Below are 17,268 nucleotides of genomic sequence, written 5' to 3'. Positions count from 1 at the left end.
TAAACTGCTGAATGTGTTTTTATTTTGCAAGGCATTTGTCAAGTTCTGCGGAAATCTTTTCCTTGTCCAAATTCTGGCCAATTATGCAAAGTTTAATCATCCTGTCGCCTACATCTTTGTCCCATTCATCCTTTATTTTTGGATTTTCTTCAAGGATTTTTTTCTGTTCGGCAGGAGAGCAAGCCGCAACCCACTGTCCAGAATAGCCAGCTTGAATTTGTCTGCCGGATGTTTCAAACACCCAAGCCATCTCTGGTTCGTCTGCAAACCACATAAGACCTTTGCAACGGATTATATTGCGAGGCCATGTGTTTGCATATTCGTCCAAAAGCTGGCGGTCAAATGGTTTTCTTCTATAATAAATGAAAGTTCCTATTCCGTACTCGTCTTCGCTTTCTCCTTCATGGCGGTGCTCGTGATGATGGTGATGCTCGTGTCCTTCATGCTCGTGCTCCTCGTGTTCGTGGTGATGATGTTCTTCATGTTCATCATGCTCTTCCTCATGGTGATGGTGTTCTTCGTGATGCTCATCTTCAACTTCGTCTTCTTCAAGATGCTTGCACCAGCCTGCGCTTGCGTAAACACTGTCAAATTCAAAGGAATTTGTTCCCATGATTTCCTTTACATCTACGTTTCCGTGGCTTGTTTCAATTATTTTTACACCTGGGTGAAGAACTTCAATAACTTTGCGTACTTTCTTAAATTCTTCATCAGAAACCAAGTCTTTTTTGTTGATTACAAGTGTAGAACAGAATTCAATCTGCTGAACAAGAAGGCTTTCCACGTCTTCTTCTTCAATGGAATCCTTTTTTAAGAGTTTATCTCCGCCTGCAAATTCGTCTACAAGGCGTGCCGCGTCAACAACGCCTACAACATTGTCAACTTTTCCGTTCTTTATTGTTTCAAGCTCCTGGACTATAGGCATTGGCTCGCATACACCGCTTGCTTCAATCATGATATAGTCGAATTTTCCGCTTTTTATAAGGTTTTCGATATTCTGGGCAAGCTGAGTTTTGAGTGTGCAGCAGATGCAGCCGTTTGTTAAAGGAACAATGCTTGATGTGTCTGTAATTTTTGCCCCGTCGGCAATAAGTTTCTCGTCAAAATTTACTTCGCCAATGTCATTTACAATAACTGCGACTTTATATCCTTCCTGATTTGAAAGAACTTTGTTTAGAAGAGTTGTTTTTCCTGCTCCAAGATAACCGCATAGGAGTGTTATAGGTGTTAATTTCTTCATAAATGCCTCTATAAATATGTTTTGTAAAAGATAATACTAAATTTTAGACAAAAAGACAAATTTAAACAGAAACAATACTTTTTCTAAGCTATTGAATTTTTTGATTTTTTACCGATATAGATTTATAATAATATAACATTTAGAATATTTTAGAGGTGAAAATATGAAAAAAGGAAAACTTTCAGTCTCAATTGGAATACAGACATCTCTTATTATAATGTTTTTAGTTGTCATTCAGCTTGTTGTTATTGTAAATTTAATAAGGAAAGACTTGCTGGAAGACGCTTATTCTAAGTATTCAGAGCTTGCAAGGTCTTATTCTTCTGAAATAGCTTCAGTTCTTGAAAAGTCTAAAATCGGAATGGACGTGTATGTAAATGCTGATATTTGCAAAACTGAAGATCCGACTGAAATAGTTTCTTGGCTGCAAAGCCATTCATATTTAAGAAGGTCATGGTTTGATTATGTAGCTTTTGTTGATCAAGATGGAAACTTTAAATCTGACATGGGAACTCACACAGTTGTAACAGACCGTGATTATTTTAAAGCCATAATGCAAAATGGGGCTGATTCATTTGTAGACAATCCTAGTCCATCTAAAGTTTCTGGAAGATTAGTTATTCATATAAACCGCGCGCTTAAAGTTAATGGAAAAACAATCGGATTTTTCTCTGGAGTAACAACTTCGGAGCGTTTGAGCCGTTTTGTAGAAAATACGGAACTTGGAAATACGGGAGTTTCTGCTCTTATTTCTGGAACTGGACTTATGATAGCTTCTTCTGGAAATTCTAATGAGGTTGATAAGCTTTTTGCGACAGAAGATGCAAAGAAAATTCTTTCTAATTCAAGTGTAAATGGAAACGGCATTATAAATACTGCCAACGGAAAATATTACCTTTTCTATTCCATAGTTGAAGGAAGTGATTGGCGCAACTGCATAGTTATTTCCGAGGCAGAAGTTCTTAGCATCTTTAGAAAAATTATTTCTATTATAGTTATTTCAAACTTTATCATCGGAATTGCTGTAATTTCTGGCGTTATTGTTAATTTAATCCGCAAGACGCAGCCTCTTATTGTTCTTGAACAGTCTATAAATAAAATTGCTTCTGGAAATGCGGATTTGACCAAGCGAATTGAGCTTAAGAAAACGAGCAATGATGAAATAGGCGGAATTATAATCAGCTTTAATACTTTTATGGAAAAACTGCAAAATATAATTATTGCTATAAAACATTTGAAAGATGAACTTCTAAAAGTGGACTCGGATTTGGATGCCGGAACTCAAGATACAGCAACTTCTATAAGCCAGATAATTTCCAATATCAAGAATGTCGAAACTGGCATAAACAGCAACTCCGAGAGCGTAGATCAAACTACAAATGTTCTTGATAAAATCTCCATAGGAATCGACAACCTGAATAATATGATTGAAAGTCAGTCTGCTTGTGTTACAGAAGCTTCTGCGGCAGTTGAGCAGATGATAGGCAATATAAATTCTGTAAATTCTTCTGTTGGAAAGATGGCTGATTCATTTGAAAGTCTTGAAAAAAAATCTTCTGAGGGTGTGCAAAAGCAGGATGATGTTAATTCAAGAATTCTTGTAATTGCAAGCGAATCTCAGTCTTTGCAGGAAGCAAATGCTGTTATTTCAAGCATTGCAGAACAGACAAATCTTCTTGCCATGAATGCGGCTATCGAAGCTGCCCACGCTGGTGAAGCTGGAAAAGGCTTTAGTGTTGTTGCAGATGAAATCCGCAAGCTTTCTGAAACTTCATCTGAACAGTCAAAGACAATTGGAGAGCAGCTGCAAAAAATAACCGATGGAATTGAAGAGATTGTTTCTGCCTCAAAGATTGCATCCGAAACTTTTTCTGCTGTTTCAAATGAAATGGTAGAGACAAACAATCTTGTATCACAAATAAAAAATGCTATGCAGGAGCAAGGCGAAGGCTCTCGGCAAATTTCTCTTGCGCTTACACAAATGAATGACAGCACTGTGCAAGTAAGGGAATCTTCTAAGCAAATGTCAGAAGGCGGCAAGGCTATTCTAAATGAGATAAAAACTTTGCAAGATTCAACTTTGAGCATGAAACAAGGAATGAGCGAAATGTCCGCTGGCGCAAGAAAAATAAATGAAACAGGAAATGCCTTGTCTGGAATCTCTAGTCTTATGGCTCAGTCTATAAAGAAACTTGGAAACGAAGTAGATTTGTTCAAAGTATAAAAGAATACAAAAAAATTTATTGTTGAATAAGTTGCAAAAGCCGGAAAATGACATTGTTTGTTTTCTGGCTTTTGTAATTTGTTAGAAAAAATACTTGTATCTATATAAAACCATCTAGTTTATGACTAAATATATGTGTTTTTTCTCTAAAAACAGATGGTTTTAGAGAAAAGATATCTAGTTTTACACTAAAAACAAGTATTTTTCTTTAAAAAACAGATGAATTTGAGCTGGAAACAAGTGTTTTTAGTAAAAGTCAAAGTGTTTTGGCTTTAATAATAGTTAATTCTTCTTTAGATTTGCCTGCAATAGCCTCTTTTATTGTTGATTTTTTTATTTTGTAATTTTTAAATGTTTTTTTTAATAAATTTTGATTTTTCCTTGAAAATTCCTAAAAGTTTTTTTACCTTTTTATTATCGGTTTCTAGGTTGAAATCTAAAAAAGGAGAGTAAATGGAAATTGACAGAACTTCTGTTGATTTTAATCCTTTAAAGTTTGCGTTGCAAACTATTTATCAACTTATGCTTCGTAAAACATTTTTCGAAGCGGCTTAAAAAATTAATTCTAAAGAGAGGTCTTTGTCTTAATTTTTTAAAGGAGAAGAACAATGGGCAATACGTTTGCACAGAAAATGAGCGACGCACGGCTGATGTCAGCTGGCATTAAGGCTCACAAAGAGGAGCTTGCAAGTGTAAGCTTAGGAGAAGAGAAGGCTTTGGAACTTGATAGCATTGTTGCAAATCTTCAGAATCTTGACAGCAAGCAGGAGAAGCTTAAGTCTGATCTAAAAACTTGTACTTTGGACATTGCTGAAGAAACTAGAAGACTAGATTTGCATATCAGGGATGCAAGAAAGCGTGTAAAACTGACTATTCCACAGACGGGATGGCAGGAATTTGGAATAGCTGGCAAGAAATAGCGGTTATTTAAAACTAAGCAGCAGACTGTTTAATAGGAACAAGCCTTTAGACAGCCTGCTTTATTTTATAATGTATTTATTTTCTTAGAAAAAAAACACTTTACTGAAAAAAAATTCTGTGAAAATCTACTTTTTGTCTAAAAATAAGAAATTATGTGCTATATTATTAGTCTATGAATTTTAGTGAAGATAAGATTTCAGAAGTTATTGCGGCAAATATAGAGAATATTAATTCGCTTTTTGTCTTTCCCACTGATGTTGTTCAAACAAGCTGGATAAACTGGGCTATAAAAAATACGAATGAATCTAGAGTAAAAGCTTTTAACCTTGATCAGTTTACAGCATGGGATAAATTTAAGTCAGATTATTTAAAGGCTGCCGATGAAAATCTTATTTGCATTCCTCCTGTTGTACGAAAAGTTTTTGTTCAAAAAATTCTTTTAGAAAACAATGAGCAGCATTTCTTTAAAAGAATTGTTTCTTCTGCGCCAGAGTTCAAAGACAATGTTTTTAGCTTTACAGACTGGATTTCAAAGATTCTTCCGTCATTAAAACTTTGGAATGTGCAGTTTGAAAAATATTGCGCTTTAGGAAAAATTCCTGATGATGAGGATAATGACTACAAAAAGCTTTTTGAGCTTTACAAAGAATTTTTGGCACAGAACAATTTTTACGAGCCTTCTTATCTGGATTCAAATTTCAAGAAGAATAAAAAGCATATTTTTATTTTTTATCCAGAGATTCTTGAAGACTTTGCAGAATTCCAAAATATTCTTTGTGCAGAAGAAAATGTAACATTGGTTTGTATTTCCAAAAATGAGCAGACTGGAAAATGTGTTTTTTATAATGATGCTCGAAAAGAAATTAGAATGCTCGCTCTTAGGCTTAGACAGCTTCATCTTGAAAAAATTGATTTGCGTACAGTGGCTGTCAATGTTCCAGACTTAGAAAACATTAGACCTTATTTGGAAAGAGAACTTTCAATTTATTCTGTTCCGTTCACTGTGCGTGCCGGAGTTCCATATACAAAAAATTGCGGAGGAGATATTTTTCAGAAAATAAAAGACTGCGCTTCTTCTAACTTTTCTTATGACAGTGTGCGTTCATTTTTGCTTGATGGATATATTCCATGGAAAAATTTTGATTTAAATGAGCGTCTTGTAAGAGTTGGAAATGAAAAAAGATGTGTATGCAGCTATGAAGAAGGAAAATCTATAAATGATATATGGCTTTCTTCACTTGATGATGGAAGTGCAGAAAAAGAATTTTATCTAAAAATCAAAGATACTGTTTTGCAATTTGAAAATGCATCTAGTTTTCAAAAACTGAAATTTGCATGGGACAATTTTAAAAATAAATTTGTTGATGAAAAAAAGTTTAATGAAGAACGTTACAAGACAACAGATAAAATTCTAGGACGGATAATTACTGACTTAAACAACCTTGTGTCTATTGAACATGATTATCTTTCAAAAATAAATTACAAATTAAATTCTGTATTTGATTTTTTTATAAATGAAATCAATCAAAAAACTTATACACCTAATGAAAAAAAATATGGAGTTAATATTTTTCCTTATAGACTTTCTGTTTGCGCGGATTTTGAATATCAGTTTGTAATAAATGCAACCCAAAAAGATATTTCTGTTCCTTTTAGAAAACTTGGATTTATAAATGATGTTGAAAAACGTGCGTTGCTTGAATTAAATGAAAAAGATGCTTCTGTTGATTTTATAAAACTCTATTGTACCCAGCAAAGAAGTTTAAAAAACAAGCAGGTGTTTTTTTCTGCGTCAAAAAAAACATTTTCTGCTTCTGCGATTATGCACACTGCGCTTGACTCCTGTGAGCAATCAGATGAAAAAAATCTTGAGCAATTTGATTTTATTAATAATGAAAAAAATGATTTTAAAGACGGCATTGTTTCGGATCGTGTTTTTTCAGAAATGCAGCAGAAATCTTTTTATAACTGGAAAACTATTTTTGTATCAGGTGATTCTTCTTTTATGTCTGATTCACTAAAAAATAAAATCAATGCAGAGCTAAAAGATAAAGGAAAGAATTCAAATCTTGAAAGAGTAAAAATTTCTCAAACTGAATTGAAAAGTTTTTTTCCTTGTCCAAGAAAATTCATTTTTACAAAAGTTTTGAGTTTAAAAGAGGATTCTTTAGATGTAGACCTTATAAAAAATTATGAAGCTGGTGTACTTGTTCATAAAATGATTGAACTTGTATGTAAAAAATTTCAGGATAAGAACGGAATTTATCAGGGAAAGATTCCTGTATTCAATGATGAGATTTCTGTGCAAATTGAACAGTTGATTTGTTCTGCTTTTGAAGAAGCTAAACTTCATGCAGGATTTTCAAGAAGTATGCTTGCTCTTAAGATTATTGAAAGCCAAAAGAAACTTATCTGTAAAAATGTATTTTTGTTTTTCAGGCAGTTTTGCGCGTTGCCGGATTATTCTAGCAAAAAAGGAAACAAAAGTTTTGGAGGCTATTTTATTGAAGGAGTTGAGTTTGAGAAAGAGGTTCCTTGTAATTCAGATCGGTTTGATTTCTTTGGAAAAATTGACTGTGCGCTATTGAATCCTGATGAACCTGACGAGCTTTTTATCATTGATTACAAAACTGGTTCTGCGCCCTCTATAAAAGATTGCATTTTTAATGCGGATTCAATTCCAGTCTTAGGAGATTTTCAAATGGCTTCGTACGTAAAACTTTTGGAAAACAACCAAATGAAAGTTTGTTCTGCCATGTTTTACAAAATAAAAAAAGATTCTGCGGATAACTTTGATGTTGTGCAAATTATTTCAAAACTGCCGAGTGCAAGAAGCCATAACACAGATAGAGAAGGGTTTGAAAAAACTTTGTCAGAGTTTGAAATTTTTGCAGAATACTTTTATGAGAAATCTTCTGAATTTGACTTTGAGCCTAAGAATTTTCAAATGGATAAAGAGCACGGTGTAAATGTTTACAAAGACTGCATGAAGTGCGGATTGAATTCAATTTGCAGAACATCATTTAATATTGCAAGAAAGGAAATTTTATGAGAATTGATTATAATTTTTTAAATGAACCTTTAACTGAAAATCCAGCTAGCTCCAAGTCGCCTGATGTTTTTCAGATTAAGGCAATAACAAAAAAAGATAACGCAGTTGTTTCTGCAGGCGCTGGTTCTGGAAAAACCGATGTTCTTGCTTTGCGTTATGCTTTTTTACTTATGACTGATGAAAATATACGTATAAAAAATATTCTAGCTCTTACTTTTACAAAAGAAGCGGCTTCTGAAATTTATGACCGAATATATAAAAAACTTAATGCATTTGTAAAGTTTCTTGATAATGATAAATATCCAAAACAGGTAAAACTTGCAAAAAGAGCATTGGATGAATTTGCAGATGCTAAGATTCAAACACTTGATGCTTACAGTGGTTCTCTTGTAAGAATTGCTGCTAGCCGCTATGGAATTCGTCCTGACTTTACAACTGGTTCTTCATCTTGTGATCGTGCAGTTGAAGATGCTGCTCTTCCGTTTGTTTTAAAGCATAGAACAGAAGAATGCTTTAACGTTTATTCTATGCCTGGAAAAATTGAAGATTTTGCGGCAAATTATTTTTCTGCTCCAGTGCTAAAATGTACTTCTGTTGCCACTCGTAAAAATTTTTTCTCGGATAATTTTCAAATACAAAAGGCGCAAATAATTGAAGAATGGAATTCTTTTTTTGACGAAAATGAAAATTCTATAAAATCTCAGTTTGAAGATTTAAAATTGCTTTTAAATGAATCTGATGAAAAAAATACTTTTGTAAGTGAGTTAAAAGAATTAGTTGATAAAAATGATTTTAAAGAAGTCAAAAATAATTTTTTGCTTGATTCTTTAGATGAAAAAAATGCAAATTCTTTTTCTGCAATTGCACAAGATTTTTGTTCAAGTATAAATTCTATTTGCTCAATAAACATGAACAAAGGCGGAAGCAAAGGATCCGTAAAAGAAATAAAGGAAATTATAAAAAAAATAAGAGAAACAATTCCTATTGTTGTTTCTGTTGTAAATTTTATAAAAAACTTTTCTGCGCAAAAAAGAATGTTTGAGCTCCTCGATGAATTTCTTGAAGAAGTAAATAATACCAAGCGCATTTCTGGAAATCTTTCTTTTAAAGATGTTGGTGATTTGGCTTTAAGGATTCTTATTGAGCAGCCGGACATCAGAAAGCAGCAGAAAAATCTTATAAAAAAAATAATGATAGATGAGTTTCAGGATAACAACAAAAAAAACAAGGAGCTTTTGTTTCTTATTTCTGAAAATGATGGCAAAGAGCTTTTAGTCGAAAATAAAACTGAAACTGAATTTTTTATTGAGCTTGAAAAAAATATTTCCACAGAAAAACTCTTCTTTGTTGGAGATGAAAAACAGTCAATTTATAAGTTCCGAGGAGCAGATGTAAGCGTATTTAATGAGTTGAAAAAATCTTTAAAGGACAATTCTGGTTGTGAAGAAAATGTCAACTTGAACATGACGAACAATTACCGCTCTTCTGTTCCTTTGCTTTACTCGTTTAATCTGATGTTTGGAAACTGTAATAACAATCAGCCTTTGAATGAAACAGAAATTCCATCTTTGTTTTATTCAGAAGAAAATGGAATTGCAAATGTAAAAAGTTATGAAGCTGAATACAAGCACAATGCTTTGAAAAAAAATGAACTTCCTGCTTCCGTTAGTGCAAACAATGTTCCTGTTCATTTATGTCTTTTAAATACAGGTGAAAATGAAGATGGAAGCAGTTTTTCTGATTTTGTAAACTACGGAAAGTGCCTTAGTAAAGAGGAAACAGAAGCGTATTTTATTGCTAGAAAAATTTATGAGCTTTCAAAAAATGATTCCAACTTTAACAATTATGCAATTTTGGATAATTCTCGCTCAGGAAGATTTTATTTGCAAAGGTATCTTTCTATTTTCAATATTCCTTACACAGTTGATCGGCAGACAAATGTTTTTTCGGAAGGAATTGTAAATGATTTTTACTGTTTTTTAAGATTTTGCGTCTATCCTTCAGATTCAAATGCATTTGCGGCTTTTCTTTCTTCACCATTTGCCGGAATAAGCATGCAAGGTGTTCAAAATATTTTGTCATCATCAGTTAAAAAAACAAGAAATTCTGAAATTCTTTTTTCTGCATTTGAAGAAAATGATTCGCTCTTTCTTTCTGATTCTGATATGAAAAAATATTTAGCTGCGAAAAATTTTTATGAAGAACTGCGAGATGACATTCTTTCTCAAAGCCTTACAAAATCACTTGAACTTTTGTGGTATAAAACTGGATATTATTTTGAAACAATTCTAAACAGAAATCTCTCTCTTTATTCAGAGCAGTTTGATTTGCTTTATGAAACTGCGCGTCAGGCTGAAAACGAAGGAAAAAGTATTTCTTGGTTTGTTGATCAGCTCGGAATTGCAAAGAAAAAAGAAATTTCGTCTTATATGAATGATGAGAGTGTTGAGCTTGAACTCAAAGAAATTTCTTATCCGATTGAAAAACCAGATGCTGTAAAAATTATGACAATTCATCAGAGTAAAGGTTTGCAGTTTAGGCATGTCTTTGTTATTGGAATCTGGGGAAATCCTAAGGCGCAGACAATAGGAACTTTTTTCTTTGATGAAGACGGATTTGATGGGAAAAATGCGACTGGAGTTTCTTTATGCGCTTTGGGCGAAGGCGGAAATTATTTTTCGGTGCGGCAAAAAGAAGATTCAGCTTTAAGAGAACTTGCTGAGCAAAAGAGAAAAATTTATGTTGCCATTACACGTGCAGAAGAAGACGTGCATTTGGTTGGAAGTCTTTCAAGAAGCAAGGAGTTAAAAAAGTTTGACGACTCTGACAACGCTGAAAAAAAATATGATGGTCCTCTTTCCTTGATGCATAAACTTTGCCGCTTCTATTATCAGAAAGAACTTTATGCCGATAATGATTTTTCTTTTGAGTCTTATTGCAATGAACCTGTGTTTAATAAAAATGGCGCTCCTTTTGATTTTATAAAGATAAATCCTGTTTCTACAAAAGTCCGTGCAGATGACAAAATAAATTTAGATGAACTTAGACAAGAAAAAATAAAACTGTTTTCTGCTTTCTATGACAAAATTCCTTTTGAAAAAGACATTAATTTTCCTCTGGAATTTTTTGATAAAACCCAAACGCCAAGCGGTCTTGAAAAACTGCTTCCAAAAACAACTGTAAAAATAGACAACGCATTTAAAATAAATGAAGAATATTCTTCTGTTGATTTGATTTTAAAGCCAGATGTTGGTGATTCAGAAGACAATGAAGAGGATTCTGCTTCTAGTGAATTTAACTATGCTGACTTTGGAAAACTTGCGCATTCTTATCTTGAATCTTTTGTTTCTACAGGAAATATTTTGAATGCTGAAAACTTTGTTGACAGAATTGTTGCAAAGAAACTTTCTGAAAATCAAAAGGCCAAAGAAATTCTTTTAAAGACTGTGGTTTCTATGTGTGAGGCTTTTGAAAAAAGTGAGCTTGGAAAAAAAGTTGCAGATGCAAAAAATTCAAATCGTCTATGCAAAGCTGAAAATAAATTCAAGCTTCTTATGGATGACACGATTTTTACGGGCTCAATGGATTTGATTTTTCAGGACTTAGATCAAAAACTCTTTATAGTTGACTATAAAACTGACCGCATTGCAAAGCCAGAACTTTATATTGAACAGCTTTCTTGTTATCGTAAAGCCGCTTCTGAAATATTCCATGTCGATGCAAAAGACATAAAAACTTTTCTTTATTATCTTCGCTACGACAAGGAAATTGATATTTCAGCTTATACTATATGATTTTTTAATATGAAATGATTGCTTCAAAAGAAACTGACTCTGGCGTTTTCCCAAGGAACGTTATTTTATTTTCTTCTTTAAAGCCGAAAATTTCAACTTTATCATTGAGCATTGCTTCCTTTGCAAAATTTATTTTGAAATCTTTTGGTTTTCTTGCGCGGAATTCTTCTGGAATTGCATCTTCAACAAATGCTGCGTATCTTGAATTGTTTGTGTGCCCATTTGCATCCAAGTCTGAAAACTTTATTGTTCGTGTGTCCCAAAGCTCTCTTTTTTCAGGCTGAAGAATTTTGTCCGGCTTGTCGCAGTCAAGTTCAATGCAAAACTCAGGAGGAGTTCTTAGCGCAAATTTTTTTGTTGGAAGAATTCTGCGTTCATTTATATCGACTAAAAGCCACGATGATTTTCCAGAAACTAAAACATTTTTATTTTCATCAAGAATTTTATAGCCGCGCATAAGTTGAAGAGCCTGCGGTTTTTCTTCCCAAGTTTCAACTTCTATAAATTGATTTTCTTTTGGCCATTGATGAATTCTATATGAGCACCGTGAAACAAGAATTCCAAATCCTCTATCTTTTAAAATTTCACGCGACATTCCGCGTTGCCTGTAATCTTCAACTGCAATATCAGAAGTTATTTTTAAAAGCTCGTGCAGGCTCAAGTCTTTGTTTGCGTTGCATTGGCTGAAATAAATATTTGACTGAACATGAAAAATGCTTTTATTTTCTTCAAAAAACGATTTATATTCCATAAAAAAAGTTTAATGAATTTTTTGTAAAAATGGAATCACAATGCATTTTTTTTTATTTTTAAGTAATAAAAATATTAAGAGTGCTTAACGCATTAAAAAAAAATATATAGGGGGATTTATGAAATTGAATCGGTTTGTAAAACAATTAACTCAGGTGTTTTTTGTTTCTACGGGACTTTTGTTTGCTGTTACTTTTTCTGTTTGTCCTATGTCGTGCCGTTCTTCTGTTGAAAGTCTTGAACTTTTGTCTGGGGATTTTTCTGTTCCCAAGATAACAAAGTTTTGCGCCACTTCTTCTAATTCTGCGCGCATAGATTTTTCAAGAGAAGTTGAGTTGAAAAACACAGAGCTTTTTTTGACAAATGAAATTTCAAGCTTGGGAAATGCAGAATGTAAATATGAAGAAAATTCAGTTTTGCTTGAGTTTCAAAACGAAACTGTAATTGGAATTGATTACAAAGTTGAAGGCATGGCTTTTGATTCATCAGGAAATTCTTTAACTTTCAGTGTTCCATTTAAGGGCTTCAACAGCAATCCTGCAAAAGTTATAATTACGGAACTTAGAAATGCTTATGGAACTAAAACTTCAAATGGGGAAAAAGTTCATCGCAGCGAGTTCGTGGAGCTTTATGTTTTAAAAGACGGAAATCTTTCTGGACTTGAAATTGTGAGTGCGGCAAATGGCGACAAAACAAAATTTGTTCTTCCTGCAGTTGAAGTAAAAGAAGGCGATTATGTTACCATGCACATGAGAATGATTATTGCTGAAGGTCTTGATGGCGAGGGAATGCACAATGAACTTGAGGATAACTTAAGGCTTTCTACGCATGAGGATTCTTGCGATACTTCTAGGGACTTGTGGAGCGGATGTACAAAAAAACCGTTTGCTGCTAGTGATATAGTTGTTTTAAGAAATTCCAATACTTCTGAAATTCTTGATGCTGTTGTTTTTGCAAAATCAGATTGCACCGAATGGAAAAAAGGAATTTCTGATTTTGCCTCTGTTGTTTCAGAAAGCGAAATATGGCAAGGCGGTGCTTATCTTGAAAATGCAGTTTGCTGCGATAACATTTCACCAACAAAAAGTCTTTCACGCCAAAATCTAAAGGAAGCCATTGCATCATATAAAAACGGTCAGCCTATAGTAAACGGAAAAGACTGTTGGATTGTTGCAAAAACTGCAACTCCGGGCTATAAGAACTCAGATATTCCGTATATAAAAAAATAAAAAGAGTCGGCTGCTAGAAGTTTGGAATTTCTTTTTTGCGTGTGTATTTCCAGTCTTTTGCATGGCTATTTGGAATTTTGCCTTCTATGCGGTCGTTTTCTTTTTGAAGCTGAAATTTTATCATCTGCTTAAAAACTGTCATAAGAGGCTCTGGCGAAATTTCTTTATTCACGATTTCAGTTGATTGCAACTCTTTAATCAGATAGTAGCAAGTTTCAATTGTAGAAACGCAATATTCCTGCGGCTCGTGCTTAAAAGTGAAAATGCTTTTGTAGTTTCCAGTGAATGAAAATTTAGGCAGAGAATTTATATTTGTGCTGAAACGCAATATTTTTTTTGAACAGAACCAAGTTGAATCCACGATTATTGCAAGCAGTTTTTTTCCTTGTATTGTTTCTTTAAATCCTTCTTTGCTGCAAGTCCAGGCATCTGGTGAAGGGTAGAGCAAAACAGGATAATACTGCGGGTCATTTAAAAGTTGTTCTAGGCGTTTGTTTTTTGTAAAGTCGATTCCCATAAGAATCTCACTTTCGGGAAGACAAAGAGATGCTAAGCGTCCTGTTCCTGTGCGTTGCTTTTTTGCCTCTTTTGGATGCATTAGAAATACAAATTTAATTCCGCAGTTTATAGGAGCTGTGTATTTGCAGTAGCATGAAGAAACAGGTCGCATACATTTAAAGCAAAGCTGCCTGTAATTTTCATTGTCATCCTGAATTTTCATAAGCTCCTCTTTTTTTTTAATGAAATTTTAATTTTATTTGCTTGTTTTAAAATGTAAAAACCCCGGAAAATTCCAGGGCTTCAATCACAATTAGTAAGCTGATTTAGAATCATGCGGCTTGTGGTTTTTTTTCAAAAGCTTACGAGCCAATGATTTGTTTTTGCGATTGAGGATTGTAGAAGGTTTTTCGTAATATTCGCGCTTTTTGTATTCACGGATAATGCCTTCTTTTTCAACCATTCTCTTGAAGCGTTTGATTGCCTTTTCGAGGTTTTCATTCTCATCAACATTGATTGTTGCCATGTCTTTGTTCACCATCCTCACCAACGAAATATCGCAGGGAACTAAATTATGAATAAAAAAACGAATAATGTCAATGTGGTAAATGCTTTTTGCGCAAATTCCGCATTTTTTTTTAGCTGTCTAAAACGCTTGTGTCTAGCAATTCAAAGCCTGAAACAAGCTCCTTTGCTATTTTTACAATTTCGTCTTTGTCTTTTTGCGTTTTTCCTTCAATATTGAGCGGCATTACAGGATCGTGAAGTGAAAGACGTAACAAAAGCCAGCCTTCTGCATTTTTGTCATGGAATGAAATTCTCACGCCTTCAAAATTTTCAGGAAGGTCAAAGTGGCTTTTTATTGCGCGCGATTTGAATTCTTCAAGGACTTTTTTTCCGTATTGCTTAAAATCTTCTGATTTGATTTTAAATCTGTATTCCGCTTCAATTCCAGCCGGCGGAAGTTCTGAAATAAAGCTTTCGATTTTTTTGTTTTCCTTGGAAGCTTTTGCAAGTGATGAAATAAGTTTTACGGCAAGGAAAGCTCCGTCGTCAAGATAGTAGTTGTCTTTTAAAGCTCCATGTCCGGAAGTTTCCATTGCAAGCGGAGAAACAATTCCCTTTTCGTTAAGCTCGCGACATTTGTCAATTACATTTTTATATCCGCGCATATAGCGAAGATGTTTTAGTCCAAGTTTTTTTTCAAGGAAGAAAGTCAGGCGATCACTTGTTACAGAATCGGTTACAATTGTGCTGCCTGGAAAATCTGGCGCAAGTATGGCTGAAAAAAGTGCGATTATAGAATCACGGTTGACTTCTTCTCCTGTGTGAAAAACCGCGCTCATTCTGTCAACGTCTGTGTCAAAAATCAAACCAAGATCTGCTTTGTTTTGAACTGTGGCTTTTTGAATTGCCTGCATTGCCTGCTTGTTTTCTGGATTTGGAATGTGATTTGGAAACATTCCGTTTGGCTCAAGAAATTCGCTTCCTTCTGTGTTTGCCCCTAGCGGAATTAAAATTTTGTCTACAAAAAATCCTGCGTCTCCGTTTCCTGCATCGACAACAATTTTTAATCCTGAAAGCGGTTTTTCTGATTCAGTTGAATTTAGTTCTTTGCAAATTGTCTGCTTTAAATGTTCCGCATAAAGTGAAAGCAAGTCGAAAGTTTCCGTGAACGGAGATGAGTTTTTTTGCAGAGTTAGATTTTGTGCGGTTTTTAAAATTTCCTCGATGTCTTCATGCTCAAGTCCGCCGTCTGCATTAAAAAATTTAATTCCGTTTCTGTTGAATGGCAAGTGGCTTGCAGTAATCATAAGTGAGCCGTCAAACTTTGTCTTGTCAAAAACAATCGACATGAACATTGCCGGCGTTGTTGCAAGTCCGCAGTTTACAACTTTTGCGCTAGTTGAAGAAATTCCTTCCGCAGCGGCAAGCGCAAGTTTTTCTCCCGTGATGCGTGCGTCTCGTCCAATTCCAATTTTAAGTTCGGCTGCATTTTTTCCGCATTTTTTTTCAAGCCACAAAGCGAATGCCTGGCCTATTAAGTTTGCTGCTTCATCTGTAAGATTTACATGTTCATCTTCAACGCCTTCTATTGCAATTCCACGCACATCGCTTCCGTTTTGCAGTTTCATCAAATTAAGTTCGGACATATTTTTCCTCTTTAGAAATTTCAAAATTTTTTTTATTCTATATATTTTTTTTGCGGTGGTCAAACTCTGTTCTTTTTAGCTTTTAAAAATTCCATTTATCAAATTCCATGCTACAGAACCTGGACACGGCAGCTGTGATTCTGGCGGAAGTTCAGTTCTTTTAAACCAGCGGGCTTCAAGGATTTCAGACTCTTGAATTTTTATTTCGCCGCTTTTGTATTCTGCAGTGAACGCTAGCATGAGCTGATCTGGAAATGGCCAGGCTTGGCTTCCGCAGTATTTTATGTTTTGAACTTCAATGTTTGTTTCTTCTTTTATTTCACGTGCGACACATTGCTCAAGAGTTTCTCCTTGTTCAACAAAGCCTGAAACGCAGGCGTAATTTTTGTATGCGGAATTTTTATTTTTTACAAGAAGAATTTCTTCTCCTTTGGAAACGAGCGTTATTGTTGCTGGCTCTATCCGCGGAAAAAATTTTGTTTTGCATTCCGGGCATTTTTTTGCTGATTCAATTTCGTCATCAATTAATTTTTCTTTGCATGAAGGGCAGAATTTGAATTTGCTCCTTTGCTTTAAAATGCTTGAGGCTCTTGAAGCGAGAAATGCGATTTCTTTATGCTCAAAACAAAATTGCCGGACGGAAATAAATTTGCAGTTTTCAGGAACTAAAGGATTTTCTTTAGCCAAAGCTGCGGCGCATGAAAGATTTTTTTCTATATACCAGTCGTCTGAAAAAGTTTCATTTGCAAAGAATTCAAACTCCTTTTTTGAAATAAAAGAATTGTCTTTTACTAGAATTTCATTTCCTCTGCAAACAAAAAAATAATCTGCTTCAAAAGAATTTGGCTTTGTAATAATCGGCATAAAAATTCTCCAGTCAATTTTTAAAACGGCATCAACAAAAAAAGACCGCCACAAAAATGACGGTCTTAGTCTAGCAAAAGATTTTGCAAAAGTTCAAGTGTGAATTAGTTTTACAATTAAATTACAAAACTGGTTTCATACTTGTCATGTAGCTTCTAAGTTTGCGTCCGACAACTTCAATCGGGTGGTTGCGGATTTCTGCGTTTACTTCAACGAGCTGGGTGTTGTTCACGCTTGTGTCCTTGAGGTCGAGTCCTTTTCCGATAACGTCTGTGTGGAGTTTCGGCATAAGGTCTTTCGCCATCATCGGGGCTGCAACGCGGCTGAACAGGTAGCATCCGTATTCCGCTGTGTCTGAAATTACGCGGTTCATCTCGTAGAGGCGTTTGCGGTCAATCAGGTTTGCGATGAGCGGAACTTCGTGCAATGATTCGTAGTAAGCTGATTCAGGTTTGATTCCTGCGTCAACCATTGTCTCGAATGCAAGCTCACATCCTGCTTTTACCATTGCTACAAGCAGAATTCCCTTGTCGAAATATTCCT

The 17,268-nt window shown here is 34.5% G+C and carries 11 protein-coding genes and 1 pseudogene; 5 read left to right on the top strand and 7 right to left on the bottom strand.

What is annotated here, in order from left to right:
• Nucleotides 1–19: 19 nt before the first annotated feature.
• Nucleotides 20–1,240 carry a CobW family GTP-binding protein gene (locus tag B4C08_RS04950; RefSeq protein ID WP_296091262.1) on the bottom strand — a complete coding sequence of 407 codons (1,221 nt, stop codon included), beginning with the start codon at nt 1,238–1,240 and terminating at the stop codon, nt 20–22.
• A 163-nt stretch (nt 1,241–1,403) separates the two neighbouring features.
• Here B4C08_RS04950 and B4C08_RS04945 point away from each other — a divergent pair, with 163 nt between their 5' ends.
• From B4C08_RS04945 to B4C08_RS04930, 4 genes are all read left to right on the top strand, one after another.
• Nucleotides 1,404–3,464, top strand: coding sequence for a methyl-accepting chemotaxis protein (locus B4C08_RS04945; RefSeq protein WP_296663605.1), 2,061 nt, complete (start codon nt 1,404–1,406; stop codon nt 3,462–3,464).
• A gap of 608 nt (nt 3,465–4,072) precedes the next feature.
• Nucleotides 4,073–4,384, top strand: coding sequence for a hypothetical protein (locus B4C08_RS04940; RefSeq protein WP_295798431.1), 312 nt, complete (start codon nt 4,073–4,075; stop codon nt 4,382–4,384).
• 173 nt (nt 4,385–4,557) lie between these two features.
• Nucleotides 4,558–7,437, top strand: a complete 2,880-nt coding sequence (locus B4C08_RS04935; protein ID WP_296663602.1) for a PD-(D/E)XK nuclease family protein — start codon at nt 4,558–4,560, stop codon at nt 7,435–7,437.
• Nucleotides 7,434–11,231, top strand: coding sequence for a UvrD-helicase domain-containing protein (locus tag B4C08_RS04930; RefSeq protein WP_296663598.1), 3,798 nt, complete (start codon nt 7,434–7,436; stop codon nt 11,229–11,231). Before B4C08_RS04935 ends, B4C08_RS04930 begins: the two co-directional genes overlap by 4 nt.
• Nucleotides 11,232–11,235: 4 nt before the next feature.
• Here B4C08_RS04930 and B4C08_RS04925 read toward each other — a convergent pair whose 3' ends face one another.
• Nucleotides 11,236–11,982 (bottom strand): acyl-[acyl-carrier-protein] thioesterase, encoded by a 747-nt coding sequence (locus B4C08_RS04925; protein WP_296663595.1) that lies wholly within the window; start codon nt 11,980–11,982, stop codon nt 11,236–11,238.
• Between the two features lie 118 nt (nt 11,983–12,100).
• Here B4C08_RS04925 and B4C08_RS04920 point away from each other — a divergent pair, with 118 nt between their 5' ends.
• The gene (locus B4C08_RS04920; RefSeq protein WP_296663592.1) at nt 12,101–13,210 is read left to right on the top strand and encodes a hypothetical protein; all 1,110 of its coding nucleotides are present in this window, start codon (nt 12,101–12,103) and stop codon (nt 13,208–13,210) included.
• Between the two features lie 13 nt (nt 13,211–13,223).
• Here the strand turns inward: B4C08_RS04920 and B4C08_RS04915 are convergent, their stop codons facing one another.
• The 5 genes and pseudogenes from B4C08_RS04915 to B4C08_RS04895 all read right to left on the bottom strand — a co-directional run.
• Nucleotides 13,224–13,931, bottom strand: coding sequence for a tRNA-uridine aminocarboxypropyltransferase (locus B4C08_RS04915; RefSeq protein WP_296663589.1), 708 nt, complete (start codon nt 13,929–13,931; stop codon nt 13,224–13,226).
• Nucleotides 13,932–14,021: 90 nt separating this feature from the next.
• Nucleotides 14,022–14,234 (bottom strand): 30S ribosomal protein S21, encoded by a 213-nt coding sequence (rpsU, locus tag B4C08_RS04910; RefSeq protein WP_013700886.1) that lies wholly within the window; start codon nt 14,232–14,234, stop codon nt 14,022–14,024.
• Nucleotides 14,235–14,346: 112 nt separating this feature from the next.
• Nucleotides 14,347–15,861 (bottom strand): phosphomannomutase/phosphoglucomutase, encoded by a 1,515-nt coding sequence (locus B4C08_RS04905; RefSeq protein ID WP_296663586.1) that lies wholly within the window; start codon nt 15,859–15,861, stop codon nt 14,347–14,349.
• Between the two features lie 75 nt (nt 15,862–15,936).
• Nucleotides 15,937–16,725 carry an NAD(+) diphosphatase gene (gene nudC / locus B4C08_RS04900; RefSeq protein WP_296663582.1) on the bottom strand — a complete coding sequence of 263 codons (789 nt, stop codon included), beginning with the start codon at nt 16,723–16,725 and terminating at the stop codon, nt 15,937–15,939.
• Between the two features lie 121 nt (nt 16,726–16,846).
• Nucleotides 16,847–17,268, bottom strand: a pseudogene (locus B4C08_RS04895) (ketol-acid reductoisomerase); the annotation flags it as partial.

The sequence above is a fragment of the Treponema sp. UBA753 genome (assembly GCF_002297325.1).
GTDB lineage: Bacteria > Spirochaetota > Spirochaetia > Treponematales > Treponemataceae > Treponema_D.
This window is presented reverse-complemented; position numbering and strand designations above follow the sequence as displayed.

Bases quoted from the DNA above. Each gene is read 5' to 3' on its own strand.
- B4C08_RS04945 (WP_296663605.1), top strand. From the start codon at position 1,404: ATGAAAAAAGGAAAACTTTCAGTCTCAATTGGAATACAGACATCTCTT.
- rpsU (WP_013700886.1), bottom strand. From the start codon at position 14,234: ATGGCAACAATCAATGTTGATGAGAATGAAAACCTCGAAAAGGCAATC.
- B4C08_RS04925 (WP_296663595.1), bottom strand. From the start codon at position 11,982: ATGGAATATAAATCGTTTTTTGAAGAAAATAAAAGCATTTTTCATGTT.
- B4C08_RS04920 (WP_296663592.1), top strand. From the start codon at position 12,101: ATGAAATTGAATCGGTTTGTAAAACAATTAACTCAGGTGTTTTTTGTT.
- nudC (WP_296663582.1), bottom strand. From the start codon at position 16,725: ATGCCGATTATTACAAAGCCAAATTCTTTTGAAGCAGATTATTTTTTT.
- B4C08_RS04905 (WP_296663586.1), bottom strand. From the start codon at position 15,861: ATGTCCGAACTTAATTTGATGAAACTGCAAAACGGAAGCGATGTGCGT.
- B4C08_RS04915 (WP_296663589.1), bottom strand. From the start codon at position 13,931: ATGAAAATTCAGGATGACAATGAAAATTACAGGCAGCTTTGCTTTAAA.
- B4C08_RS04935 (WP_296663602.1), top strand. From the start codon at position 4,558: ATGAATTTTAGTGAAGATAAGATTTCAGAAGTTATTGCGGCAAATATA.
- B4C08_RS04930 (WP_296663598.1), top strand. From the start codon at position 7,434: ATGAGAATTGATTATAATTTTTTAAATGAACCTTTAACTGAAAATCCA.
- B4C08_RS04950 (WP_296091262.1), bottom strand. From the start codon at position 1,240: ATGAAGAAATTAACACCTATAACACTCCTATGCGGTTATCTTGGAGCA.
- B4C08_RS04940 (WP_295798431.1), top strand. From the start codon at position 4,073: ATGGGCAATACGTTTGCACAGAAAATGAGCGACGCACGGCTGATGTCA.